Source organism: Enterococcus sp. AZ040, assembly GCF_050499185.1.
Classification (GTDB): Bacteria; Bacillota; Bacilli; order Lactobacillales; family Enterococcaceae; genus Enterococcus_D; species Enterococcus_D entomosocium.
Window position 1 is genome coordinate 3,120,578 of sequence record NZ_JBMHEW010000001.1, and the last position, 24,541, is coordinate 3,145,118.

Below are 24,541 nucleotides of genomic sequence, written 5' to 3' on the forward strand. Positions count from 1 at the left end.
ATTCATCCAAAATAATCAATCGCTTTCGTTTAGAATAATTTGTGAAGCTGTAAACATTCTTTTTCTATTTCTGTATGAAAAAGGATGGTCGAAACAACCATCCTTTTCCTGTACTATTCTTCTTGGTCATCTGTGTCTATTTCAGGCTGCTCTTCAGGCAACAAAAAGGTAAAAGTAAATCGCCGACTTTTGACATAGCATTCGATCTGTAAGCTCTGTCCTTGCCGTTCATAAGTCAACTTTCCTACATTATAAAACCGTGTCCCTCGATCTTCCAACTCGTTTTGCAAGAATTCCGCATGGAAAAGTTCACTCATAATACGGGCTTCATAGGTTTCAATGGTTTTTGTATAAAAAAGGGCTGTTGTGCGGCTGTTTTCTAACACCAGCAATAACATCAAGCTCAACAGCTGCACAAACAACAATGCTGTGAGTAAAATACCGCCTTTATGCCGCCTCTTGTGAGTGTATTTTCCATTGTCCAATTTTCTGGTCTCCATTCTCAAAGGAAACGGTAAAGCGGATCGCTGCGCCAATTTTCTCAAAAGACACATCTGCCACTTCTGTCAACAACGGTTGATAGCCATTGTTGTCCCGTTTCCGCAACACGCGGTTGATGCGATCGATCGTTACCGAATTGTTTTGACTGCTTCGCAAATATAGCGTGTTCTCGCTGACTGATAGATAGACACAGGTACTTAATTCCCGTTCCAACTGAAACAAAAAAACATGCCATTCTTGATCTTTGCGAGCCATGATCTGCTGATTGACCGGCGCGAGGTGCTTGACGATCCCGCTGATCATCAATAAGCAGATCGCCAATACCCATAAAGACAACAGACACTCCAACAAAGTAAAGCCTTTACTCTTCATACACAATCTCCCAGAGCTGTTCGCCACTTTGGATGAGTGCCTGTTGATGCTGCGCTGCTTGCCAAAAGCGAACTTGATAGACCGTCTGACGCTGCGTCGTGTAGGTAATGGTTGACGCATCAAAGGAGTGGTTCTGGACTTCTTCATACAGCACCCGCAGCATTTGGGCTTTTTCCTGCAATGCCGCACTTTGCGTCAGTGAAGCGGTCTGCATCGCTAAAAACAATAACACACAGGTTGCCAACACCCCAAAGCCAATCAGGCTTTCTGCTAAGATGAACCCGCTATTCAACGATTTTTTCATAGCGTCCGCTCCCAAATAAAAACTTATAGCTGATGGTTTGCTTTTTCTCCTGCCAATAGAAAACGATCCTTCGCAGACTGCTATTGTTGCCGGACTGACTACTAAAAAGAATATCGGGAAACGCCTGCATCGCTAGTTGAGGAGGGACTTCGATCTTGGTGACCGGCTCAGTTGCAGCGCCATAAAATGAAACAGTTGGCGTTGGCGCTGCTTGATAAACGGCTCGGGTTTGTGTGTTATCGATGATGGCCGATTGCTGTATGGTATAGAGGCCTTTTTCTAAGCGTGCACAAAAGCCTAAGACTTCAGCAGATCGTTGATAGTACTCGATGGCCACGACGGGAAAAAAGAGAAACATACTACTGACCATGAGGACCAAAAGGCTTTCTATTAAAGTAAAACCAGCAAAAGAGCAACGTCGACAGCCCTTAGTCCCCTTGCTCATAAATCGCATATTGCTCCTCAGATACATACCCTTCAGCGATCAATTCTTCTCTCGAGGGCTCCCGATTTTCATTCAGACGAAAGAGTTCGATCTGGGTTTCCACCACTTTCACGATGGCCGCATTTCCTTTCTCATCAATGATTCCTCTTTGCTTGGCAAGATTTGGGACAAACAACAAAACCAAAATACTGATCACTAATAAAACAACCAACATTTCAACCAATGTAAAGCCTTTTTTGACACGCCAAATCCCCTGCTTGCGAGAAGATGCGACTTTCTTTTCTATCATTCGATCACTCCTTGGATATTTCCATAGATTGGTAAAAACATAGCGGCATAGATCCCAACGATCATTAAAGCAACCAACAAAAAAATCAGAGGCTGAACCCAGTGAATAGCTTTTTCGATTCGTTGAAACAAGCGATCCATCAATAATTGACTGTATAAAAAAAGCTCTTCTCCTAACTTTCCCCGTACTTCTCCTTGAAAGACGATCAAAGAAAATTCTGGTGTGAGAAACGAGAAATGACGAAGTTTTTCTGGGAGTTCTCCGCCAAGTGTCAAGGTCACTCGCAACTCTCGCGCTAATTCTTGGATCAAGGTAGCTTTATTGGTGTGCTCCATACACTCAATGATCTGTTGGATATCTAACCCTTGCTGAAACAACTTGCCCCATTCCAATGCGAAAAAACTCGTGTGATAACTCGTGTACAATGCTCCGAACAATGGCAGGTGGCTGAAGAATACAGCTTTTTGCAAGGCAGTGCGGCGGGCAAATACCCAGCGGCTGATCACAAAAAGCAGCACACTTACCAACAAGAAGAGGATAAGTACTGCTGGTGCCCAAGTGATGGCGCGAATGCCCCAATGACCTTCGTCGATCATGCCAGAGGCTAACAATTGAGGCATTAAAAAGCGATGCATGCCAAAGAGAGCCGCCACTAAAAAGACCAGTAGCAAAAGCGGATAGGCCGCTACTTTGTACAGCAGCTGTTTTTGCTTGTTGACCAATTTGTGGTAGTCGACCATCCGCCGCAAGGTCGTCGTGAGATTCCCATGACTTTCTGCTAAATAAAGCTGATTTTTTTCGGTAGCCGATAAAGACAACGGCGCTACTGCTGCTGCCAAGCTTTGCCCTTGGGCAAGATGGGCAATCAGCTGTTCGATCACAGGTTCAGAAAACTGGCGACTGCGCAGCAACACTTGGAGGCTTTCTTGTAGGGAAAAGCCACTCTCCAATAACACCGTGAAGGTGACCAAGAGGGCTTCAGTTGCACGGCGTGGTAGCTGGGGCTTCTTTTTCATAAACTTCATCGGTGATCCACCCACTTTCTTTCACTCGTTTTAATACGTGCTGCCACTGTTTTTCCACTTGCCCCTCATAAAAGTGATACGCCAGCAATCCATGGGGTTCGTTGACTTCATTCGGCAACAATCGCTGATAAACGATCCCTTGCAACGCGTGCGCCAGAAGATCGTCTGCCCCTAGCAATTCCAGCAGCCGTGTCTTGGTTTCTGCTACGCCTCGTGCATGGATCGTGGCAAATACTCGATGACCTGTCAGAGCGGCTCGTACAGCGGCTTGCGCCGTCTCTTTGTTACGGATCTCGCCAATCAAAAGCAGGTCCGGACGATGCCGTAAAGACAAGCGAATCAATTCATCATAGTCTTGTCCGATTTTCAAATTGGTCTGCAGCTGCAAAAAATGCGGCTCTTCAATCTCCACAGGATCTTCGATGGTAATGACTTGTCCCTTGGTTGCCCGTGCTAATTGATACATGAGGGTCGATTTTCCTGAGCCAGTGGGACCAGAAAATAAATATAGGCCTCTTTGTTTGGTTGTCTGTTGGATCTGCTGGACGTCTTCTGCAAAAAAATAGCGCAGATGCTCCTTGTTCAAAGGATAAAGAAACCGCATCACGAGACTTTCACGCCCTTGATAATCACCCACCGTTGAGACGCGCAACCGCTGTAGCTGATCGCCTAACAGATAGCTGACTGCGCCTAACTGAGCTTTGCGCCGTTCTCCCACCTCCATTCCTCCTAAAAATTTGAAGCGGGTGATCAGCTGCTGAGCTTCTTCGTTGGTCAGTACTTGATAGGTCTTTCTGAGATAGCTTTTACTGAAAATCACCTCCATCTGTGTACCGCTAGGCAAAATGGACAGATCCTGCATGCGTTCTTGTCTTCCATAAAGAATCAACTCGTCTGAGAATGCTCGAATATCCACGACTTATCCCTCCTAAAAAGAAATACGCAAACGCTTTGAGAATAGAAAAAAAAGATGAAGCAAATTTGCTTCATCTTTCATCATTCGTTTATTTCTGTGGTTCTTTTGCCACAAATTGGGCTTCCACCCGATAGATCCGCTGCCCGCGGCTTGAGAATTTTTCTTCATATTCCGTCATGATATTGTTCTCAAAGGAACTGTTATGCAAGTCCAACCAAACTTGTTTGATAATCATGCCGTATTGAGAAAAGCTCGCTAAGGAATACTCAAACAATCCTTGGTTATCCGTTTTGAAATGGATCTCGCCGTTGGGACGTAAAATCTGCTCGTCGACTGCTAAAAAGGCTTTGGAAGTCAAACGGCGCTTCTCATGCTTCTTCTTAGGCCATGGATCAGAAAAATTCAAATAGATCTGGTCTACTTCATTGTCTGCAAAATAGTTGGTCAATGCGGAACCATCGACATGCAGCAGTTGCAAGTTCGGGATCTCCTGCTCGATCATTTTATCTAATGCGATCGAAACGACACTAATCTGCATTTCCACACCAATATAATTGATCTCGGGATGAGCTTTCGCCATTTCCGTAATAAATTGGCCTTTTCCCATTCCAATTTCGATATGCAGCGGGTGATCATTGCCAAAGCGTTCATGCCAACGCCCTTTCCATTCAGTAGGCTCTGCCACGACGTATTCTGGATGAGCGTCAATCAGCTCTTTTGCACCTGCACGTTTTCTTACTCTCATGTTTCTTCCTTTCCGAAAAAACAAGATGGAACCAAATTGCCTCGCTCCATCTTCTCTTCATTCGCTATAAATTCGTTTTAATTGTAAAATCTCTGCATTCATGGCTTTGTAATCGCCTCGCAGATAATATTTTTTGACCTCTTGCAGCATACTCAACAATGCGTACCAATAAATCTTTTCGATCACTTCGCTGCTGCTGTGGATACCATAGCGCACGAGCCAATGAGACCAGCCAGATAATGGCACATAGTGACCTAAAATAGTGCCGATATCGATTGCCGGATCTGCAAACATCACGGAATCCCAATCGACTAAATACAAATAGTTTTGACAAACTAGCCAATTTCGATAATTGACATCGCCATGGACGACCGCGGCTTTCTGCTCGTCAAAAGCTGGAATATTGGTTTTTAAATACTCGGTGACCAAATGAATAAAACGGTTTTGGGCGACCGCAGAAGGCAGCTGATCCTGATAATCCATCAGCATCTGTTCAGGCGATCTGACTTGTCCGCCGATTTTGCTTAGCATCTGTGCCAACGTTTTTGAATGATGCAAGTGATACAACACATCAATGACATCATTTCTTTGGCCGATTTCATCGGGATCTAAGACCCGTCCATCCAGCCATTCTTGTGCGGAGAGCGTATCCCCATTTCCCGTCCGTTTCGTCCAGACGAGTTTGGGTGCAATGCCCTCTTTAGAGAGTGCCGCAAGCATCGGGGTCGTATTTCGTTTGATAAAGACTTTGTCGTTGTCCTTGAGCCCGATATAGGCTTTCCCGGTGTCGCCTTTGATTGGCCGCATACGCCAATCTTGATCCAAGCGAATATCCATCCTAGCTTCTCTCCTTATTTCGCAGTACCTCTTATTCTAGCTTCCTAATGGGTCGCCGTCAAGCGCATATGCGTTCGCTTTTTGTAAGAGAGGCCACTTGTGGATCAGGCGTGCATTTTCTTTAATCGCCCTGGCAAGTAGATGCCTAAAAAAAGACCCGCAAACCCTAAGAAGCCAAGAAACGCGATACCGCCTTGCCAAATAAAAGGCAAGCGCAAGCAACAGATCACACCGAAAAGAACTGCGGTCACCAGTAAGAGTGCCCCAAGAATTTTTTTGATCGCTGCGGCTTTTTGTTTTTCTGGCACGGGATACAGATGTGTCAAAACCATGTATTGAAACTCATTGATCAAAGGAATCAGTTGGAAACCGATCAGATAAAGAAACAAGCAGCCGATCAGCAGACTGATCCAAAGCTCATCGACAAAGAATAAGACGAACCCACCAATCAAAGTCAAACGGACATAAAGCCCGCCATATTGCCCCCCACGGATCACTCGGCGCAAGTAAAGATAGAGGTACGTATTGCTGTGCACTGGTTTGATCTTTGCCAGCAGCCAGTCGAGGTATTTGCGCCGTTTGGCTTCCGTCGTGATTTGGGGAACATCTGTAAATAAGTTGATAAAACGATAGATACGCATTAAGCGCGACTGTTCGGCTTGGATCATATAGTCCCAATCCAAAAGCTGGCTATTGGCTTTCAGTCCAAAGAGGAACCAGATTGCTTGGAGGATGCTGATCCCCAATCCTAGCCAAGGTGCTACATAAATACTGGCAAGTGTGGCAGCAAACGTACTTGCGAACCAGATGCCTCGCTGCTGTTTGACTTGCTGCTGAGTTTCTTGATACAAACGAATCCGTTGTAGTGAAAGATCCCCCAGTTTTAAGAGCCACATCATCCCTAAAAAGTATGGGAATGAGGCAAAGGTGCTGTTTGCTGTGACCACGACCAAAGGCATCGTTGCCCCTACGGCTAAAAATAAAACCCCAAAGGGCAGCCAGAGGGAATAACGTAACGCTTGGCTGAGATAACTTGTCATTTGTCCTTCTTTGGCTAACAGAAAAATCAAATCTGCCGGTTTCGTCAGTGTCGCTAAGCGTCCCAGCGGTAAAACAAAGAGCCAAACAGCGACCACGATGATGCCGCCTAATGGAAACGGCCGCGGCAATGTTTTTAGCAATTCAGAATAATAGAGCCCCAGACCTCCGACTAAGAAGGTGCTGATCAAAGCAAAATGATCATTGAAGACATAGCGCAAATAGCGTGTCATCTGTTTTTGATGCCGCTGTAAGCGTTGCGAGAAAAACTGCTTCATGCTTGACTCTCCTTTGTCAGTGCGAGGTACAGATCATCAAGGGAGGCTTCTGGTGCTTGAAATTGGCTTCTTAGTTCCGCCAATGTCCCTTGTGCGCGGATCTCACCGTTATGCAAGAGGATGAATTTGTCACAATACTTCTCTGCGGTTGCTAAAATGTGGGTGGACATCAAAATAGATGCCCCGGTTTGTTTCATCTCATTCATCAGTTCCAATAACGCATTGATCGCTAAAGGATCTAATCCTAGAAAGGGTTCATCAATGATGTAGACACTCGGCTCAATCAAAAAGGCACACAGTACCATGACTTTTTGTTTCATCCCTTTTGAAAAGTTTGCCGGGAACCAATCGAGTTTGTTTTCTAAGCGAAAGGTTTTTAGCAGGCGTTCTGCTCGCTTCATGGCTTCTTCTTGTGGAAGATCGTAGGCCATCGCCGTCACTTCAATGTGCTCTCTTAAGGTCAATTCTTCATATAAAGAAGGGGTTTCGGGGATATACCCGATTTGTTTGCGGTATTGCTCTGGGTTTTCTTTAAGGGTCAAGCCGTCAATCGTGATGGTGCCGCTGTGAGGTTGCAGTAAACCGATGATTTCTTTGATCGTCGTACTCTTCCCTGCCCCGTTCAAGCCGATCAAGCCAACGAGCTCCCCATCGCCGATCGTAAAATCAATATTTTTTAAGACTGGCAGCTGATTATAGCCGCCTGTCACGTTTGCTACTTGTAAAGTCATTTTTTCCCTCCGATTCGCCTGATTATGGCTCTTTGTCAACGTAGGCTCTTTTTGTTCAATTCAGTCAGCTGGCAAAACAGTTGTTTATTTTTCTTTATTCGTGACTTGCAGGATAAATTCATTTTCTCCCACTGTAATGATTTCTTGCGCTAGTTCTTGGCTGCCAAAGCGCTCTTGCCACGTTTGTGCTTCGCTGGCTGGAAAAACGACCATTTGGATCGCACCAGCGGCAAGACGGGTGGTAAAGGCTTGGACAGCGGCTGGTTCGGCATAAGAAACCAGGCTGATCCTCAGCTCTTCTTTTTGATACCCTTGGTCTATTGCCCATGCTTCAACGGCTGCTTCCAATTCACTTTGCACCGCAGGGTCCATTGCTGTTTCAGTGACAATGGCGGCATTGACTACTTCTTCTTGCGGACGTGTCAGAGAATAAGTGATTGAACCAGCAAACACCACAAACAGCGTGATCGCGATCAACCACTCTTTATAGGCATAGGCTAAGTAGCGAAGCTTCGCTGAAGTCGTTGTTTTTTTCTGTAAGGTTTCTTTAATGATCGGTTTCATAGGTTCCTTCTTTCCAAATGATTTCTGATATTAAGTCTAGGGTTGTTGGAATCTAAATGCAAGCGTTTCTCGCTTGCTTCTCGCATTTCTTTAAAAAAGCGCCTTTGTTGAAGGAACAGTTGCCTTGTTCCGACTTTTTCAAAGAGGAAACCAGACGAAAAAAAGCAAAATATGGTAAAGTAGAGGTAATAGATCAAGGAGGTTTTTTACAATGGAAAATTGTATTTTTTGTAAAATCAATAATCGTGAGATTCCTAGCTACAAAGTCTACGAGGATGAGCAAGTCTATGCCTTTTTAGATATTTCCCAAGTCACCCCTGGTCATACATTGGTCATTCCCAAAACGCATGTGACGGATATTTTCGAGTACGATGAAACGTTGGCAGCAGCGGTTTTTGCCCGTATCCCTAAGATTGCTCGGGCGATCGAAAAAGCATTCCCTGAGATCGAAGGCTTAAATATCATCAACAACAATAAAGAATTGGCGTACCAATCCGTCTTCCATTCCCATGTCCATTTGATTCCTCGCTACAGCAAAGACGATGATTTCAAGATCCATTTTGGCAATCATGCAGAGAATTACACGGGGGAAGAGCTGGCGGCAATCGCCGAAAAAATTGGAAAGCAGGTGAACTAAATGATCGGTAATTTTCTTAAAGGACTTTTGTTCGGTTCCATCGCCGGCGGCTTAGGCGGTTTGCTTTTTGCACCAAAAAGCGGCAATGAAACCCGTGAAGAATTGATTCGCTATTTAGATGACACGACAGAAGCGACCTTAGAATTCAATGACAGTGTCAAACAGCTCAAAGATGCTGTGATGGTAACCCGCAAAACGATCGACGAAACGATCCCAGTTGTGACCGAATCTTTCACGAAAGATTTGGAAGCCTTCAAATTCCAAGCACAACCGCGCCTTGCTCGGATAAAAACCCAAATGGAACAATTGAATCAGCACATCACGACGATTCAAGCCCAAAGCGCAGAGGACGACAAACAAATCGAAAATTTGTAGTTTTTATGAATTTTGTTTGAAACATCCGCTGTTTTCTTTCCAACCATTTCTAGAAGTGGTATAGTAGGTGCAGTGATTATTATGAAACTTTTTAGAATTAGGAGTGCTTAAACGAATGAAGAAAAAATTAATTTTAGTAGCAGTCAGTGCAATGAGTCTTTTTGCATTAGCGGCTTGTGGTAACTCAAGTGAGGAAATCGCAACAATGAAGGGCGGTAAAATCACTGTTCAAGATTTTTATGACAAAGCAAAAACAAGTACAGAAAATCAACAAGCGTTGCGTGAAATGATCGTCTTGAAAGTCTTTAATGAAAAATACGGCGATGACGTAACGGAAGAAATGATCGACGAACAATTCAACAACGTGGCTGAGCAATACGGCGGCAGTGATTCCTTTGAATCAACATTGACTGCCTCTGGTTATACGGTGAAATCTTACCGTGCAGACTTGAAACAACAACTTGCGTTACGTGAAGGCTTAAAAGCCAACATGGATATCACTGATGAAGACATGAAAACTGCTTGGGATTCTTTCCACCCTGAAGTAGAAGCACAAATCATCAAAGTAGCAAGTGAAGATGATGCCAAAGACGTCTTAGAAGAAGCGAAAAAAGATGATGCAGACTTTGGCGAAATCGCTAAAGAAAAATCAACGGATGCGGCAACAAAAGAAGATGGCGGAACGATCAAATTCGATTCTACTTCATCAGCTGTACCAAGTGAAGTAAAAACAGCCGCTTTTGATTTAAAAGATGGTGAAATCTCTGAAGTGATCTCTGCAACCAACACGTCAACTTACACGACGGAATACTATATCGTGAAAATGGTGAAAAACCAAGACAAAGGCAATGATATGGATAAATACAAAGATGAATTGACTGAAATTGCTCAAAACACTTTGTTGAATGATTCAACCTTTATGGCAGCAACGATCGGTCAAGAATTGCAAGCAGCTAATGTGAAAATGAAAGACTCTGACTTAGCAGACTTGCTTTCTGATTACATCACAGCGGCTGAAACAGAAGATTCAACTGCTGACTCTTCTGCTACCGATGCAACGGACAGCTCAGCGGCAGATTCTTCTGCTACTGATGCAACCGATGATTCTACTGCAACGAGTGAAAGTGCTACAGATTCTTCTGCTGAATAAACGAAAAAAGAAGTGCCGTCGTAACGGCGCTTCTTTTTTTATGCTAATTAGGTTAATATTGCCGATTCAGCTACTTTTTCCAACATCTGAAAAACCACGCTAAGCAAGCCTAGCGTGGTTTTTTGTTCTTTCCGTCATTCACTTTGGTTGATCGTGCTACAAGGTCACCGCTACACTTCTTTCGGTACATAAAAACTCCGATTGTCCATGCCAAAAATTCGGTCTGTGTATTGACCAGGTTCCGTTAAACGAATCGACGTCAGCATCATTTGCATGGAAGCATCCAAATTATCGATTTGATGGAGGATCTCCGCTTCCATTATGCGGGGGCGAACAGGTGACCCATATTCTAATAAGCCATGGTGGGCTAAAACCATATGCCGCAAAACAACGATATCTTCTTCTTTGTCATCAAATTTCAAAGCCATACAGGCTTGCGTGATTTCTTCATCCACTAAGACCAAATGCCCTACTAGATTCCCCGCCAAGGTATACTCTGTCGTCATCGGACCTGTCAACTCGATCACTTTTCCTAAATCATGCAAAATGATACCCGCATACAGTAGTGAAGCATTCAATTCAGGGTACTCTTTGACGATTGCTTTTCCTAACCGCAGCATAGTGGTCGTATGATACGCCAATCCACTGGCGAAGGCATGGTGATTGCGCTTCGCAGCTGGAAAGTCAAAGAATTCCTTTTTATACTTGTTCAGTAAGAAACGGACGATTCGATTCCAGTGAGGATTCGTGATCTCAAACAAGGTTTGACTGATTTCTTCTTCCATCTCTTCTTTTCGCAAGGGTGCTTTTTCCATGTATTGGCTTGGTTCATGGGGCTCTTCCGGTTTCGCTAAACGCAAATGCATGATTTTGACTTGCGGATTGCCTTGGTAGACCTCCCGTTTTCCATCTAGCAGTACTACTTTCCCGGGTTCAAAACGGGCGATTTCTTCATCTGATGCATCCCAGAACTTTCCGTCGATCGTGCCGGATGTATCTTGAAAGGTGAAGGCAATAAATTTTTTGCCGTTTTTCGCGATCCGCACATCGGCATTCTTGATCAGCAAGAAAAGTTGAAACGTTTCATCAACAGTTAATTCACGAATTTTTTTCATGGGCTTATTTGGCCGATCAGCCAAATCTTTCACTTCCTTTACTCAGATCCTGGATAGGCTGCTGGTACTTCTGATAATAGCTTACCATTTCTTGGTCAGAAGACAAACAAATTACTTGATAACTTTGCCCAAACTCTTTTAACAGTGCGGCAAACCGTTCCTTACGAACACTATCATAATGCAGCCAACCATCATCAATAATGATTGGACACAATGGGTGATTTTTTTGCAGTGCTAGATAACCGAAGCGTAACGCCATGATTAACTGATCCTTCGTGCCTGTGGACAGGTCGATGATCGAAAACGTCTCGCTGGCATTTGCCGCTACCAACAAGCCATTTTCCAAAAGAATCTTTTGATAACGTCCGTTTGATAGCTGTTCAAAATAGGTTGAAGCAGCCGACAATAGCTGCGGCAATTGCTGTTCTGACAACTCGGTCGTGACATCCGTTAAAATCGAAGCCGCCAACTGACGACTCCCCCATGCCACAGCAAGTTCTTCAATGACCGCCTTTAGCTCACTTTCTTCTTGATAAAGCTGATTCAAGGTGCCATTTTTTTGACTAGCTGCTGCTTCTAATTCCAAACGCTGTTTTTGCTCCGTCAACTGCTGTATTTGTGCCTGAAGCTGTGTTTGCTGCTGCTTGATCTGGTCTTTTTGCTGCAGCAATTCTGCTTGCGTCACTGGTTTAGGATAAATCGGTGTTAACATCACCGCCAATTCTTCTGCTCGCTGCTGCGTGCGTTGCGCCGCTTCCCATTGCTTCAACCAGAGGCTGATTTCTGCAGGGTGATCTAAGCCTTGTTGCTGCAAGAGATCACTGGCCTGGGAAAGCAGCTGGTCGCGTTCATTGCGGGTGCGGGTCAACTGTTGGGCCAGCAGCGTGCTAGGTTGTTGCAGTCGTGAAAGCTTGATTGTTTGCATCTCTTCATTAAACCTCTGCAAGATCGCTGCTTTTTCTAACAAGGTTTTGTTTTGCAACGGCAGCCACTCAGCATAAGGTCGGAACTGCTCGTCAAAGGGTGCCAGTTCTTCTGCGACGGCTTGCCGTTCTTGATAGGCTTGTTTGCGCTGCTGTGAGTAGGCTTGATAGCTAGCAACATCTTCATCATAGGCTAATAAATACGACTGCCAGCTTTCCACCGGCAAATTACCAAAAAAGGGTGTCAGGGCTTGGTGGGCACGATCGATCTGCTGCTGCTTTTGCTGCTGTTCATTTCCCAGCTGCGCCAACTCTTCTCCCAGCAGATCCAGCTGCATGAGAACCGTCTGCCATTCCTGTTTGATGCCTTGCTGTTTGTTTGGCGCTGCTTTCATCAACGGCAAAACACTGCCAATGATCGCTGCGATCCCTACACCTAGAGCAAGCCAGCGCCACGGACTCGGCAAAAAGATACCGATCACTACTAGCAGCCCACCGACGATCCCTAGCGGCCATAGCGGGCGAGAAACCGGCTTGCGGCCAATCAATTGAGGATGCTGCTGTTCTAAGCGAGCTGCGGTGGCTTGCAAAGGCTGCGCTTTTTCTTCTAAACGCATCATGCGCTTTTCGAGCTCTTCTAACTGCACACGTTCTTGTAGTAAACGTGTGGTTTGTTCATGGATCGAAGCCGTTACTAGCGGCGGCGATTCTCTGCTCCATTGGCGCTTTTCGACCAAGCGATTCAGCTCCGTGATGGCGACGGCTTCTTGATGATTGGCCGCTGCTTCACGATCTGCCAAACGCGCCATCGTCACTTGCTGCTGCAGCAAGTGATTGATTTGGTGCTCGTGATCAAGGTAAAAGAAATACTTATCTGATTCTTTTCCTTGCTCCAACTGATCTAATTCAGCTTCTTTTTTGCGAATTTCTTCCGTCAGCTGCTGATACTGCTGATAAAACTGTTTGATGGCTTGGACTTGCTGAGGATCGGCTAACGTATCTGCTGGTGCCATTTGCTGCCACTCTTCATAAAGCCCCCAATGACTCAGCTGCTGCTGATTTTCCTGATAGGCTTCATTCAATGCTTGAAACTGGTGTCGCAAGTCTTGGATCTGTTCTTGCAACTGGGCGATCTGCTGATACTGCTGTTGGATGCGGCTTTCTTCGCTTTCTTTTTCCGCAATCGTTTTTTGCAGTTTTTCTAATTGTTTTAACGCCTGATTCAAAGGCAGCTTTTGCCCCCGTGGCTTGTATTGCTGCTGATTGATGGTTTCATATTGTGCCACTTGCTGCAGCATTTTTTGACTGCCGCTGATTCCCAGAGAAATCAACGCTTGGTGCAGCTCATTTTCTTCTAGCTTATCGATCTGGGTCAATTGCTCTTGCTGAAAGGTAAAGACATCGAAGAACAATGCTCGATTGAGGGGCTGCAGGTGTTGTGCCAGCCATTGCTCATCGACCGTCTGACCAGCGACATGGACTTTGGCACGACCGCGGTCTACATGCCGATAGCGTTCCACGATCACTTCGCCGAAGGGTTCCAGAGCCAACCATAACTTGCCACCGTAAGCTGCACCGTTTTTGGGGGTATAGTCTTTTTTCTTGGCTGTCTTTTTCGGAAAGCCAAATAAGATGGCGGCAATAAATTGATACAACGTCGATTTTCCGATCTCGTTGTGCCCAAAGAGCAGCTGATTTTGCGGATGAAAGGCAAAGCTTTGTTCATGGTATTTCCCAAAACCGGTAATCTCTGCTTTTAAAATTCTCATGACTGCTCCTCCCATTGAAAGTCGTCTTTCAACAATTGCTTGGCTTGCTGCAAGACTTCTTCTTGAAATGATTCATGGGTGATCCCCCGCTGGATCAGCGGATGCTGCAATAGATCGGACAGTCGGTCCGCAAAGATCTCTGGTGACTCATACATCGCTAAAAACTGCAGCATATAGTCTTGTGGTACCGCCAATGCGATCTTGTCTTCATTGGCTTGCTCGACTTCAAGGGCATAGATTACTTGCAGCGGCTCTGTTTGTGCCAACCGTTCATTGAGGTAGGTCAGCCATTCATTTTTTTCCGCAGCTGGAAACCAATCTGGCGGCAGCTGCTGCACATCGGTCAACACCAGATGCAGCAAGCGCGAACGAGGACTTTTTAAGCGCTCGATGATCGCTGGCAATACGGCATTCGAGGCGGTCACATCCGCTAAGGAGACCACTTGCTTTTGCCAAGCGATTTCCGCGATCTCCAAGCGCTCGATTGTTGGTCCTTGTGGCGATAATTCTGCCAAAATCACCCCAGTCGCCTGCTCTTTCTTGGTCTTTCCTTGAGGCGTACCGGGATAGAGGATCGGTGGTTGCTCTGAGAGCGTCTTAGGTACATGGATGTGCCCCAAGCCCCAATAATCATAGCCTTTTTGCTTCATTTCACTGATTGAAAAGGGGGCATACCGTTCACCGGCTTGATCCCCGTGGTAAAGCCCAATATGGTAATCCACCGCTGCTCTTGCGGGAAATTCTGTTACTTTATTTTCAGCGATCCAAGGATGTTGGTAGCTAAATCCACTGATTGCATAGGTTTCACCGTTTTTCGTTGTTCCTTGTACCGTTTGAACTTCTTCCGATGAAAAGAGAATGACGTTTTCTGGAAAAGCAAACCAATACCGTTGCGGATCATAATAATCATGGTTGCCGAAAATCATATAGACTGGGATCTCTGCTTCTCCCAGTCGTTGCAGTTGGGCAAAAAAGTCATGCTGCACTTTTAGACTCGGCCGTGCTTGATGGAATGTATCCCCAGCCAGCAAAACAAAATCGACCGCTTTTTCTAAAGCAACATCCACCAAATTACGGATGATTTTTTGATTGATAGCAGGGAGTTGGGTCTTCACTTTTTCAGATAACAGATGGACCCCTTCAAATGACCGGTCGATATGCAGGTCTGCACTATGTAAAAATCGCATTTCTTTCTCCCTCCTTAATGCTTCTATCATAACATTTATCAGTCATTTCGTCAGCAAAATACGAAAATTTGTTCGCCTTTTTCATAAAAAAAACCAAAGAAGCGCTTTTGAAACTTCTTTGGAAACGACTCTTGCAGTTGCAGCCGATTTCTCTGAAGTTTCACTTGCTTCTTTGGTCTTTGTTTGTTGGCGATTACGCTTCGTATAGATCTCTTACAGGACCCATGATGATGCGGTTCAAGTCATTGGCCACTAAACTGAAGGCTTGCTCTTTTTGCATCAAGTCAGAAACGATGCCGTCTTGTTGAATTTTTTGCGATAATTCTTGGGCTTTTTGCGCTTCTTCTTCCGTCATTTCTTCGCCAGCCATCATTTTTTGTTGCAGGCTTTGTTGCAACTCTTGAAACTCTTTGAATAACGCGTACGCTTCTTCATTTGCTTTCAAACGGTCGAAAGAACCTTTCAGATCTTGAAATTGTTCTGACTCCCGTAATTCACGTTCTAATTGGTTTGCTGTATCATAAATATTTGCCATTTTGACGCCTCCTCTTTTTTTCTAGTATACCATTCTTCTCAGGTTCTAGACTAGCAGTTGCCTAATTCCTTTAATTTCCACTAATGGAATTCCACAAGCCGCCAAACAATTCTTTCGTTCCTTCTTTGATCTTGCTGCCGAATTCCTTCATACCTTCTTTGGCGCTTTCGGCAAAGTCATCGATGGTTTGTTGCCAATCATTGCTATTTTGTGACGTACTGCTATCAGGATCTGGTACCTCATCGGCTGCCATTAATTTTCCGCCTGTCCAATAAGCGTCTGCAACTTGGAATTGGGTGCCTTGACTATAAGGCAGTAAGCTTTCGGCCTCTGCTTTAAATATTTTCCCAACAACTTGTCCGCTAGTTCCCGTTAAGTAATGATCTTCACTCACATGTTCAAATCCTAGCCAGGTTGACAGAACCATATCAGGAGTATAGCCGACGATCCATTGGTCATTGACCTTAGAAGCATCAAAGTTGGTCTCTGTCGTACCCGTCTTACCGGCGATCGTAAAGCCGTACGGACTAGCACTAACCCCCGTCCCGTTAGAGAAGGTTCCTAGCATCATGCTCGTCATTTTATCAGCGGTCTCTTTAGAAACCACGCGTTTGCCTTGCACAGACGTATTGTCAACGATCACGGCACCAGTTGAATCAACTATTTTGGTGATCAAATGCGGTTTGTAGTAATACCCGCCATTAGCGAAAACGCCATACGCTGCTGCCATCGTCATTGGAGATTCCCCTTTTTCCAAACCACCTAATGCTAAGCCATAATATTTGTCGGCTTCGGTCAAGGAAAGACCGAATTCTTGTGCTTTGCTATACCCGCGATCTAAGCCGATCTCATGCAGCAGCCAAACTGCTGGCAGATTCAAACTTTGGGCGAGGGCTTGGTACATGACTGCTTCGCCAGCATAGGTCCCGTCAAAGTTTTGAGCATCATAAAAATCAAGGGGCTCGTCTTTCAAGACACTGTCCGGTTCAAACCCAGCTTCTAGGGCAGGGGCGAAGACGCTGATCGGTTTGATCGTGGAACCTGGTGAACGTTTCATTTGCGTGGCAAAATTAAATCCTCTAAAGACGTGCTCACCACGACGACCCACCACCGCTTGCACCCCACCGGTATTCGGATCAAGTGCGACAGAGCCAGATTGCACCATCGTGCCATCAGCGGCATTTTCAGGGAACAAGGCATCGTTTTTATAGGCAGCTTCCATTTGTGCTTGGTAGTTTTGATCCAGGGCTGTATAGATCTTGTAGCCGCGATTCATGACATCATCGGCGTCCAACCCATAGGATTCGGCTTCGTCGATGACCGCATCGAAATAATAAGGATACTTATAGCCAGATTCTGAATTGCCAAATCCATCATAAAGTAAATTGGCTAAGGCAACTTGTGATTCTTGGTCAGCAACGGACTGGTCCAACTTGCCGTTATCCACCATCAAACTCAAGACGGTGTCGCGACGGTTCGTGGCGTTTTCCAGATTGTCGATCGGGTTATAGATCGAAGGACCTTTGAGCATCCCCACCAACGTCGCAGCTTCTCCCACGCTTAGTTCAGAAGCATTGACACCGAAATATTTTAGCGAGGCATCTTGAATGCCCCAAACCCCGTTGCCGAAATAGGAACTGTTCAAATACATTTCTAAAATCTCATCTTTAGAATATTTCTTCTCGATCTCGATCGCTAAGAAAAGCTCCTTGGCTTTTCGACTAAAGGTTTGATCCAAGGACAGATAGGCATTTTTAGCAAGCTGCTGGGTGATGGTACTTCCCCCACCGCCTTCGGCACTGCGGTTGACCAGCAGACGTAGGGCTGCCCGAGCGATCCCTTTGATATCAAACCCGTGGTGATTATAGAAGTTGCGGTCTTCAGTTGAGATCAAAGCGTTAACCACATCACTGGAGATGGCATCAAGAGAAACGTACGTGCCTTTTTGCGAGTACAACTGCCCTGCTTCATCACCATTGGCATCAAAAATCACCGTCGATTCTTTCAGACCTGACTCTAATTCACTGACTTTCGTATTTTTGGCGATATAAAATAAATACCCGCTCATGATTAAGATAGCAACTAAACTAAGTAAAATAAAAATTTTATTTACGTGGTATTTTTTCCAAACCCGCTTGCGCCATTGATGAAATTGCTGCAAATACGGTTTTAACCAGCGCCAAAAGGTCAGCCAACCGGTCTTTATTTTGTGAAGGATGTGTTTCCAATCCATTACTTCACGCTCCTTTGGTTAAGTGTAGCATAAATGACTTTCTTTGTTATACGGCTCTAGACGTAATTTCATTCGAAAAGAATGCTTTATTATTCTAGCATTGAATACTCTGTTTTTTATTGTTTTTTTTATAAGAAAAGCTTAAAGATGCTATAATAGTCGGTAGCGAATAGCAAAGAAAGGACGTTATTATGGAATACACCATGACTTTACCCGAAAATCACCCGCCCATGCCGCTTCGCGATTTGTTGGAACAGGAGTGGCTCGTTCCACGAAAAGTGCGCCATTTTCTGCGCACACGGAAAAATGTGGCCGTCAATCAGCAGCCCGCGATGTTTCATCAAGAAGTTCGTGGCGGCGATCAAATCACTTTGATCATTGAAGACAGTGATTACAGCTACCAGCCGATCCAGTTAGGCCAAGCGGACAAAGTCGACGTACTTTTTGAAGATGAACACTTATTGGTGCTGAACAAGCCTGCCGGGGTCAAGACGCACCCCAATCAGCCATTAGAAGCCGATACTCTGTTGAATGATGCAGCTGCTTACCTTGCGCCGAAACAGCAGCAGCCTTATGTGGTCCATCGTCTAGACAAAGAAACCAGCGGTGTGGTTTTATTTGCAAAAAATCCTTTGGTGTTGCCGATCTTGGGCCGAATGCTGGAAAACAAACAGATTTTCCGTCGCTATCAAGCCACTGTTTTGGGGAAACTTACGCAAGATCAAACGATCGCCAAAAAAATCGGTCGTGACCGTCACGATCGTCGCAAGCGGATCATTGACTCCCGCAACGGTCAGTCAGCCGTCACCCATGTAACCATCGCCCACGCCCAACAAAAGACAACCAATGTGTATTGTGTGTTAGAAACTGGTAGGACCCACCAAATTCGCGTCCACCTTGCCAGCATCGGTCATCCAGTCGTTGGCGACCCGCTTTACCAAAACAAATCAGCGCCACGTTTGCTGCTGCATGGCTACGAATTGCATCTAGAGCATCCTTTTACCAAAGAACAGTTAGTGATCATCGCTCAACCGGGCTTGTGGTAAGCAACCAAAAAGCATGACGACTTGAGGAATCCCTCTTGTCAGTCATGCTTTTTGGTTTCAGATGATTTTCTCCATGCTTCTACTTGGTATTTTGGTTTATAGCGGTAAGTAAGCTGCTGGATCAACGAAATCTGACCACATCGTCTTACTCAGTCCAAAGTGCAGATGGACGCCTGTCGAATTTCCAGTCGTCCCCATCGTACCGACTTGGTCGCCGACTGCAACGGTCGCCCCCTTTGAGACACTGACAGCTGTTAAATGAAAATAATACGAGTAAAAGCCATTATCGTGAGCCAAAATCACGTAATTTCCAGTGCTTGGGCCATAGCCAGCATCTTCTACCTGTCCATCACGAGCGGCGACGATCTTCTCCCCCGCTTGACCTGTGAAGTCGATCCCGTCATGCTGCGTCCCTGAAAAACCAGTCGGGTCTGCTCGAGTACCAAAACCGCTGGAGATCGACACGGAGCCAGTGATTGGCAGTGAAAATTCACTGGCTGCCGCTTTCTCCGCTGCTTCTTTGGCTTTTTGTTTCGCTTCTTCAGCTGCTTTTGCTTCTTGCTCCACTTTTTCTTGTAGGTCTTGCACTTGGGCTTGCGTCTGCTGCAGCTGCTCTTGTTGGGACTGCAATTCTTTTTTGGCTGTTGCTAATTGTTCTTCGCTATGTACTAATTGGGCTTGCGTCAAGGTTTGGTACGAAGTGATTCGTTGTTGTTCGGCTTCTTTTTCCGCCAATTGTTGGTTCACTTCCCGTAAAGCCGCTTGTTGTTCACTAAACTTGCGTAGTTGCTGGATCGTGGCTTGCGGTCCATCGACTACCAGACTGCTTTGCGCTTGGCTTCCTTGGTGCTGGGCTTTTTGATCATTCAGTGCAGTGATCTGCGTTTGAACTTCCTTGCTTTCTTCTGCCAATTGGCTTAATTCTTCCTGATAATCCGCTAATTGACTTTCCAACGCTGTGACTTTCTGTTGGCTGGTGGTGACTTCGTCTTCATAAGAGGCTAGTTCTGTGGTCAAAACCGTCAGTTCCTCGCTGCTCTTGGTTTCAGCAGCATAACTGATAGCTGGCTGGAAAAGCGGCAACGTAAGGGCGAGCAATAAAAAAATCTTTTTCTTCAATGAGGTAACTCCTTCTTTTTTTAGTAGCTTGGCTACTTTAACATGCTTATTCATGAAAAAAAAGAGGGTTTTTCCAACAGTTTAAAGTCTATTGTTGCAAACTTTCATGTAAATCACCTATAAAACGGGCTTTTTTTACAAATATTGCAGCCGAATAACAACTTTCATAAGAATTTCTTTAGCTCGCCGATCGTCTTATCCTCGCTCTTGCAGCTTCGCCAATTCCTCAGGAGTCAATTCCCGATACTCGCCTAATGCCAAATCATCTGGCAGGGACAGGCCTCCCATGCGAATCCGTTTCAAATAAACGACTTCTTTTCCTACTGCATGGACCATCCGTTTGACTTGATGAAACTTGCCTTCATGGAGGATCAGTTTGATTTCGCTGCGCGTTTCGTCTTCATCGACGTTGAGGATCTGCAGTTCAGCCGGCAAGGTCCACTCGCCGTCTAATTTGATGCCTTTGGCAAAGGTTTTTTGATCCTCCGCTGTCATGATTCCCTCGACTTGGGCATAATATTCTTTTTCCACATGCTTCTTAGGCGACAATAATTGATGCGCCAATCCGCCATCGTTCGTAATCAGCAAAAAGCCTTCGGTGTCTTTATCCAACCGTCCTACTGGAAACAAATCTTCGCGAAACGCTTCTTCAGAAAACAAATCTAAGACCGTCTCTTCATAGGAATCGACGGTTGCCGAAATCACTCCAGCGGGTTTATTCAGCAAATAATAAAACTGGCTTTGATAGACGATGGGTTCCCCCTCAAAACAAACGGTATCTTGTGTTTCTAGTACTTGCGCTTTGTCACTCTTGATGACTTGTCCATTGACGGTCACGAGACCTTTTTTGATCAACTGTTTCACTTCTTTGCGGGAGCCATAACCCATATCCGCTAAAAACTTGTCTAAACGCATCGGTTTCTTCCTTTCATATAAAACAGCCGCCAAGGTCTCACAAAGGAGGCTCAGCGGCTGCTTCTAGTTTTATTTGATGTGTAATTTCTGGCGTAAACGAACCATTGATGAGCCGAGTAGTTTTTCAGCTAAACGCAATTTCAGCGCAATGTAGATGTACACACTGCCACCGACTCCTGCTACTAGCAAGCTCAAGATAAAGGCTTGGACTTTTCTTTCAGAGCTAAAGATGAGACCAAAGAGTTGGCGGGCGATCAACGCTGCGATCACCATAATGATCGTCATCGCGCCAATCAATAACGTCCGTCGCAACGTTAAGTTTACATTGAAATGGCCTTTGCGAATCATCTTGCGAATGTTCAGCCAGCAGACGATCCCTAAAGCAATCGTCGTGGAAACTAATGGGCCATAAACTTGGAACAACCGAATCGCTGGATACTGCAGGATCAACTTCACCAGCAACCCTACAAAGAAGAAAACAACGGCTTCTTTGTTGTGGTACATTCCTTGCAGCATACTAGAACTAAGCATAAACAAGCCCAAGACCAGACCAGACAGACAGGCAGCGACTAAAACGCTCGCTCCTAACGCATCTGGACGATAAAACAAGGTGTATAAGGGATAAGACAGCACGATCATCCCAAAGGTCGCTGGGAACATTACAAAGGAATACAATTGTAAGTTGTTGCTGATCAATTTAGCTAAGTTCTTTTTGTCTTTTTTGGCGACTGCTTCACTGATCAAAGGCAAGCCTGTTGAAGCCATGGAAGTAGCTAATCCGATAACCACCATCGTCAACTTATCAGGGTTGCTACCGAAGATCGCCATTAATTCTAAGAGCTGATCATTTGAAAATTCAGTAAAACTACTCATGATCCGCACAAAGGTGTATTGATCCACCAATTTTAAAATCGTGATCCCAGAACCAACGATAATAAAAGGGATCGCTTCTTTGATGGTCGCTAAAACCAATTCTTTGGTTTGCAACACGGTTTCTTCTTTGCTCATATCGACTAAGACGTCCATCCGCACCCGTTGCTTTTGGAAGTAATAGCCTAAAACCAAAATACTGGCTAAGACACCGATAAAGGCGGCAAAGGTCGATTGCGTCACAGCCGCCGTGTATTCGCCTTCGATAACCCGCATAATGATGAAGGTCGCCAAAAGCATATAGCAGACGCGGGCGATTTGTTCGACAACTTGCGAGATCGCAAAAGGTTTCATGTCTTGGTTTCCTTGGAAGTATCCTCGCATAACACTCATACAAGGAAAGACCAATAGTGCAATGCTCAATGAGCGCATTGCAGGAATCAATTCTTCCCCACCTCCTGAAGCCGTTGCCAACCATGGGGCTGCCAAATACATGATTCCGGCGGTCACCACGCCAAAGCCTGCCATCAATTGGAAGGCCCTTAAAAAGAGCTTCTGGCTAGTGCGGTATTCTTGGCGAGAATTATAAAAAGAAATCTGCTTGGCAATTGCCGATGGGATCCCAGCAGTTGAGATCATTAAAAATAAGGCGTAAACATTATAGCCCATCCCAAATAACGCATTTGCTTTATCGGCATTTGCCCCCATCCAATAATACCAAGGTAAAATGTAAATGGCGCCAAGCAAACGTGAACCGATATTGCCCATTGTCATCCAAGCAGATCCTTGAGCCATTTTTTCTTGTGTAGTTAATTCTTTTGACACTGAACGCATGTGATTATCCATCGCCATTATCTCCAACTTTCTACAAACATATCCCTTCCATTTTAATTCGAAAAAGAGTTGGTCGCAATCTATTTTTGCAACATCTTAAAGTTTCTTCAAAATAAGAAGAAAAAAAAGAAAACTTTTCCCTCCTAAACGGCGGTTTTTAGGAGTTATGCTATAATAAGAGAAATCTTTAGAGGAATGAAGGAGAACAACGATGCAAAAGGAACTCATTACCGTGCCACAGATCCGCAAACTCTTATTGCAGGAAAACCTATTAAAAGAAATCATCACCCCCACTGATTGGGTTTATACCGTGCCGCAAGAAATGACTGATATTGCCTTTACCTCCTTAAGTTACGACTCGCGAACGGCCAATGCGGCAACGCTTTTTTTCTGTAAAGGGGCTTCTTTTAAAGAAAGCTACCTGGCCGCCGCCATTGATCAAGGCATTCAGTGCTACATTTCAGAAACACCTTATGACAACTTCGCAACCTACGGGATCATTGTTACGGACATTCGAGAAACGATGGCAGTGATCGCTCAAGCGTTTTATGGTAACCCGCAAGAACAGCTAGTGACCATCGGCATCACTGGCACAAAAGGCAAAACCAGCTGCGCCTATTTTGCTCGGGCGATTTTAGCAGAATCGACGGGTCAAAAAGTAGCATTCTTTTCATCGGAGGAAAACTCAGTCGATGGAAAAACCTTTAATGAAGCAGTGTTGACGACTCCCGAAACACTGGATCTTTATAAAATGATGGCTGAGGCTGTTGCAAACGGCATGACCCATCTTGTAATGGAAGTTTCTTCTCAAGCGTATAAAACCAAACGGGTCGCCGGTATTACCTTTGATATTGGCGCGTTCTTGAATATTTCGCCTGATCACATTGGACCGGTGGAACACCCGACTTATGATGATTACCTTTACTGCAAACGGGAACTGATCCGCAACAGCAAACAAATGATTTTAAATCGTCAAAGCGATCACTACCACTTGCTGCGAGAAACTTGTGAAGTCCATCAAGTTCCTTATATCACCTACGGACGTTCAGACGCCGATTATGTCGTCCAAGAAGGAATGGACCTAAAGAGTTTTGCCCTGACAGCTGCTTCTGATGTCTTGCAAGTCTCTGGTGAATATCAACTGGGGATCTTAGGTTCTTTCAACCATGAGAATGCCGCAGCGGCGATTTTGGCTGCCTGCTTAGCGGGTGCCTCTCGTGAGGACGCTCAGAAAGTCCTGCCGACAGTGATCATCCCTGGACGAATGATCGTTTTAGAAAAAGAAAATGGCGCCGTCATGATCGTTGACTATGCCCACAATTACCTGAGCTTCCAATCATTAAGTGAACTTGCCCGTCAATTACGCCCAGATGGTCGCCTGCTTTTTGTCACTGGCAGTGCTGGCGGAAAAGCCCAATCTCGCCGAGCAGATATGGGACGAGCGCTAGGAGAATATGCGGACAAAGTCTACCTGACCAGCGATGATCCTGATTTTGAAGAAGCAGCTGCGATCGCAAAAGAAATTGCAGATGCTATCACCAATCCTGAAGTTGCCATCATTCATGAGATGGATCGGGCTCAAGCCGTCAAATTGGCGATCGCTGAAGCAGACGGTCGTGATATCGTGATTATTGCGGGCAAAGGCGCCGAACAATACTTGAAAGTCGCTGGAAAAAAAGTCCCTTACATCGGTGACTTGACCTTAGCGCAGCAGCAAGCCAAGCACCAATAGCAACAAGTTTTCTCAACAAAAAAAGCTTTCAGATGATCCATTAAATCATCTGAAAG

General features: G+C 45.2%; 25 protein-coding genes. 5 read left to right on the top strand and 20 right to left on the bottom strand.

Going from position 1 to position 24,541, the window contains the following annotated elements:
* Positions 1-113 precede the first annotated feature (113 nt).
* The 12 genes from comGG to IGK63_RS14350 form a co-directional block, all read right to left on the bottom strand.
* Positions 114-485, bottom strand: coding sequence for a competence type IV pilus minor pilin ComGG (gene comGG / locus IGK63_RS14295; RefSeq protein ID WP_008382038.1), 372 nt, complete (start codon positions 483-485; stop codon positions 114-116).
* Positions 448-873: a competence type IV pilus minor pilin ComGF gene (gene comGF / locus IGK63_RS14300; protein ID WP_005233416.1), complete on the bottom strand. Its 426-nt coding sequence runs from the start codon at positions 871-873 to the stop codon at positions 448-450. Before comGF ends, comGG begins: the two co-directional genes overlap by 38 nt.
* Positions 863-1,177, bottom strand: a complete 315-nt coding sequence (locus tag IGK63_RS14305; protein ID WP_016612982.1) for a hypothetical protein — start codon at positions 1,175-1,177, stop codon at positions 863-865. The genes comGF and IGK63_RS14305 overlap by 11 nt, the downstream gene beginning before the upstream one ends.
* Positions 1,158-1,622 carry a competence type IV pilus minor pilin ComGD gene (comGD, locus tag IGK63_RS14310; protein WP_005233414.1) on the bottom strand — a complete coding sequence of 155 codons (465 nt, stop codon included), beginning with the start codon at positions 1,620-1,622 and terminating at the stop codon, positions 1,158-1,160. The genes IGK63_RS14305 and comGD overlap by 20 nt, the downstream gene beginning before the upstream one ends.
* Positions 1,606-1,911, bottom strand: coding sequence for a competence type IV pilus major pilin ComGC (comGC, locus tag IGK63_RS14315; RefSeq protein WP_005233413.1), 306 nt, complete (start codon positions 1,909-1,911; stop codon positions 1,606-1,608). Before comGC ends, comGD begins: the two co-directional genes overlap by 17 nt.
* On the bottom strand, positions 1,908-2,936 hold the full coding sequence (gene comGB, locus IGK63_RS14320) for a competence type IV pilus assembly protein ComGB (RefSeq protein ID WP_016612983.1): 1,029 nt from the start codon (positions 2,934-2,936) through the stop codon (positions 1,908-1,910). The genes comGC and comGB overlap by 4 nt, the downstream gene beginning before the upstream one ends.
* The gene (gene comGA, locus IGK63_RS14325; RefSeq protein ID WP_016612984.1) at positions 2,890-3,852 is read right to left on the bottom strand and encodes a competence type IV pilus ATPase ComGA; all 963 of its coding nucleotides are present in this window, start codon (positions 3,850-3,852) and stop codon (positions 2,890-2,892) included. The genes comGB and comGA overlap by 47 nt, the downstream gene beginning before the upstream one ends.
* An 88-nt stretch (positions 3,853-3,940) precedes the next feature.
* Positions 3,941-4,597 (bottom strand): tRNA (guanosine(46)-N7)-methyltransferase TrmB, encoded by a 657-nt coding sequence (gene trmB, locus IGK63_RS14330; RefSeq protein ID WP_005233410.1) that lies wholly within the window; start codon positions 4,595-4,597, stop codon positions 3,941-3,943.
* A 57-nt stretch (positions 4,598-4,654) separates the two neighbouring features.
* A complete protein-coding gene (locus IGK63_RS14335; protein WP_005233409.1) occupies positions 4,655-5,434 on the bottom strand; it encodes a phosphotransferase family protein in 780 nt (259 codons plus the stop codon).
* Positions 5,435-5,538: 104 nt separating this feature from the next.
* A complete protein-coding gene (locus IGK63_RS14340) occupies positions 5,539-6,750 on the bottom strand; it encodes an ABC transporter permease (protein ID WP_016612985.1) in 1,212 nt (403 codons plus the stop codon).
* Complete coding sequence (locus IGK63_RS14345) at positions 6,747-7,481, bottom strand: ABC transporter ATP-binding protein (protein ID WP_005233406.1); 735 nt, start codon at positions 7,479-7,481, stop codon at positions 6,747-6,749. Before IGK63_RS14345 ends, IGK63_RS14340 begins: the two co-directional genes overlap by 4 nt.
* An 84-nt stretch (positions 7,482-7,565) precedes the next feature.
* Positions 7,566-8,045: a hypothetical protein gene (locus IGK63_RS14350; protein WP_005233404.1), complete on the bottom strand. Its 480-nt coding sequence runs from the start codon at positions 8,043-8,045 to the stop codon at positions 7,566-7,568.
* Positions 8,046-8,256: 211 nt separating this feature from the next.
* Here IGK63_RS14350 and IGK63_RS14355 point away from each other — a divergent pair, with 211 nt between their 5' ends.
* The 3 genes from IGK63_RS14355 to IGK63_RS14365 all read left to right on the top strand — a co-directional run bounded on the left by IGK63_RS14355 (position 8,257) and on the right by IGK63_RS14365 (position 10,207).
* A complete protein-coding gene (locus IGK63_RS14355; RefSeq protein WP_005233401.1) occupies positions 8,257-8,682 on the top strand; it encodes an HIT family protein in 426 nt (141 codons plus the stop codon).
* Positions 8,683-9,057, top strand: a complete 375-nt coding sequence (locus IGK63_RS14360; RefSeq protein WP_005227717.1) for a YtxH domain-containing protein — start codon at positions 8,683-8,685, stop codon at positions 9,055-9,057.
* A 115-nt stretch (positions 9,058-9,172) separates the two neighbouring features.
* A complete protein-coding gene (locus IGK63_RS14365; protein WP_016612987.1) occupies positions 9,173-10,207 on the top strand; it encodes a peptidylprolyl isomerase in 1,035 nt (344 codons plus the stop codon).
* A gap of 170 nt (positions 10,208-10,377) precedes the next feature.
* Here the strand turns inward: IGK63_RS14365 and IGK63_RS14370 are convergent, their stop codons facing one another.
* From IGK63_RS14370 to IGK63_RS14390, 5 genes are all read right to left on the bottom strand, one after another.
* Positions 10,378-11,322: a 3'-5' exoribonuclease YhaM family protein gene (locus tag IGK63_RS14370; protein ID WP_034872173.1), complete on the bottom strand. Its 945-nt coding sequence runs from the start codon at positions 11,320-11,322 to the stop codon at positions 10,378-10,380.
* A gap of 16 nt (positions 11,323-11,338) precedes the next feature.
* Positions 11,339-14,014 carry an AAA family ATPase gene (locus IGK63_RS14375; protein WP_176257010.1) on the bottom strand — a complete coding sequence of 892 codons (2,676 nt, stop codon included), beginning with the start codon at positions 14,012-14,014 and terminating at the stop codon, positions 11,339-11,341.
* Complete coding sequence (locus tag IGK63_RS14380; RefSeq protein ID WP_223347129.1) at positions 14,011-15,201, bottom strand: metallophosphoesterase family protein; 1,191 nt, start codon at positions 15,199-15,201, stop codon at positions 14,011-14,013. Before IGK63_RS14380 ends, IGK63_RS14375 begins: the two co-directional genes overlap by 4 nt.
* Before the next feature lie 193 nt (positions 15,202-15,394).
* Positions 15,395-15,736, bottom strand: a complete 342-nt coding sequence (locus IGK63_RS14385; protein ID WP_005227708.1) for a YlbF family regulator — start codon at positions 15,734-15,736, stop codon at positions 15,395-15,397.
* 70 nt (positions 15,737-15,806) lie between these two features.
* On the bottom strand, positions 15,807-17,969 hold the full coding sequence (locus IGK63_RS14390; RefSeq protein ID WP_016612990.1) for a PBP1A family penicillin-binding protein: 2,163 nt from the start codon (positions 17,967-17,969) through the stop codon (positions 15,807-15,809).
* A gap of 191 nt (positions 17,970-18,160) precedes the next feature.
* On the opposite strand from IGK63_RS14390, the gene IGK63_RS14395 reads away from it, so the two are divergent.
* The gene (locus IGK63_RS14395; protein WP_016612991.1) at positions 18,161-19,015 is read left to right on the top strand and encodes an RluA family pseudouridine synthase; all 855 of its coding nucleotides are present in this window, start codon (positions 18,161-18,163) and stop codon (positions 19,013-19,015) included.
* Positions 19,016-19,111: 96 nt separating this feature from the next.
* On the opposite strand, the gene IGK63_RS14400 is transcribed toward IGK63_RS14395, so the two are convergent.
* The 3 genes from IGK63_RS14400 to IGK63_RS14410 form a co-directional block, all read right to left on the bottom strand.
* Positions 19,112-20,188: a peptidoglycan DD-metalloendopeptidase family protein gene (locus tag IGK63_RS14400; protein WP_086332727.1), complete on the bottom strand. Its 1,077-nt coding sequence runs from the start codon at positions 20,186-20,188 to the stop codon at positions 19,112-19,114.
* A 141-nt stretch (positions 20,189-20,329) separates the two neighbouring features.
* Positions 20,330-21,049 (bottom strand): pseudouridine synthase, encoded by a 720-nt coding sequence (locus IGK63_RS14405; RefSeq protein WP_008382017.1) that lies wholly within the window; start codon positions 21,047-21,049, stop codon positions 20,330-20,332.
* Positions 21,050-21,118: 69 nt separating this feature from the next.
* On the bottom strand, positions 21,119-22,765 hold the full coding sequence (locus tag IGK63_RS14410) for a putative polysaccharide biosynthesis protein (protein ID WP_008382016.1): 1,647 nt from the start codon (positions 22,763-22,765) through the stop codon (positions 21,119-21,121).
* Positions 22,766-22,964: 199 nt separating this feature from the next.
* On the opposite strand from IGK63_RS14410, the gene murE reads away from it, so the two are divergent.
* Positions 22,965-24,485: a UDP-N-acetylmuramyl-tripeptide synthetase gene (gene murE / locus IGK63_RS14415; protein ID WP_086332728.1), complete on the top strand. Its 1,521-nt coding sequence runs from the start codon at positions 22,965-22,967 to the stop codon at positions 24,483-24,485.
* The last annotated feature ends 56 nt before the right edge of the window (positions 24,486-24,541 follow it).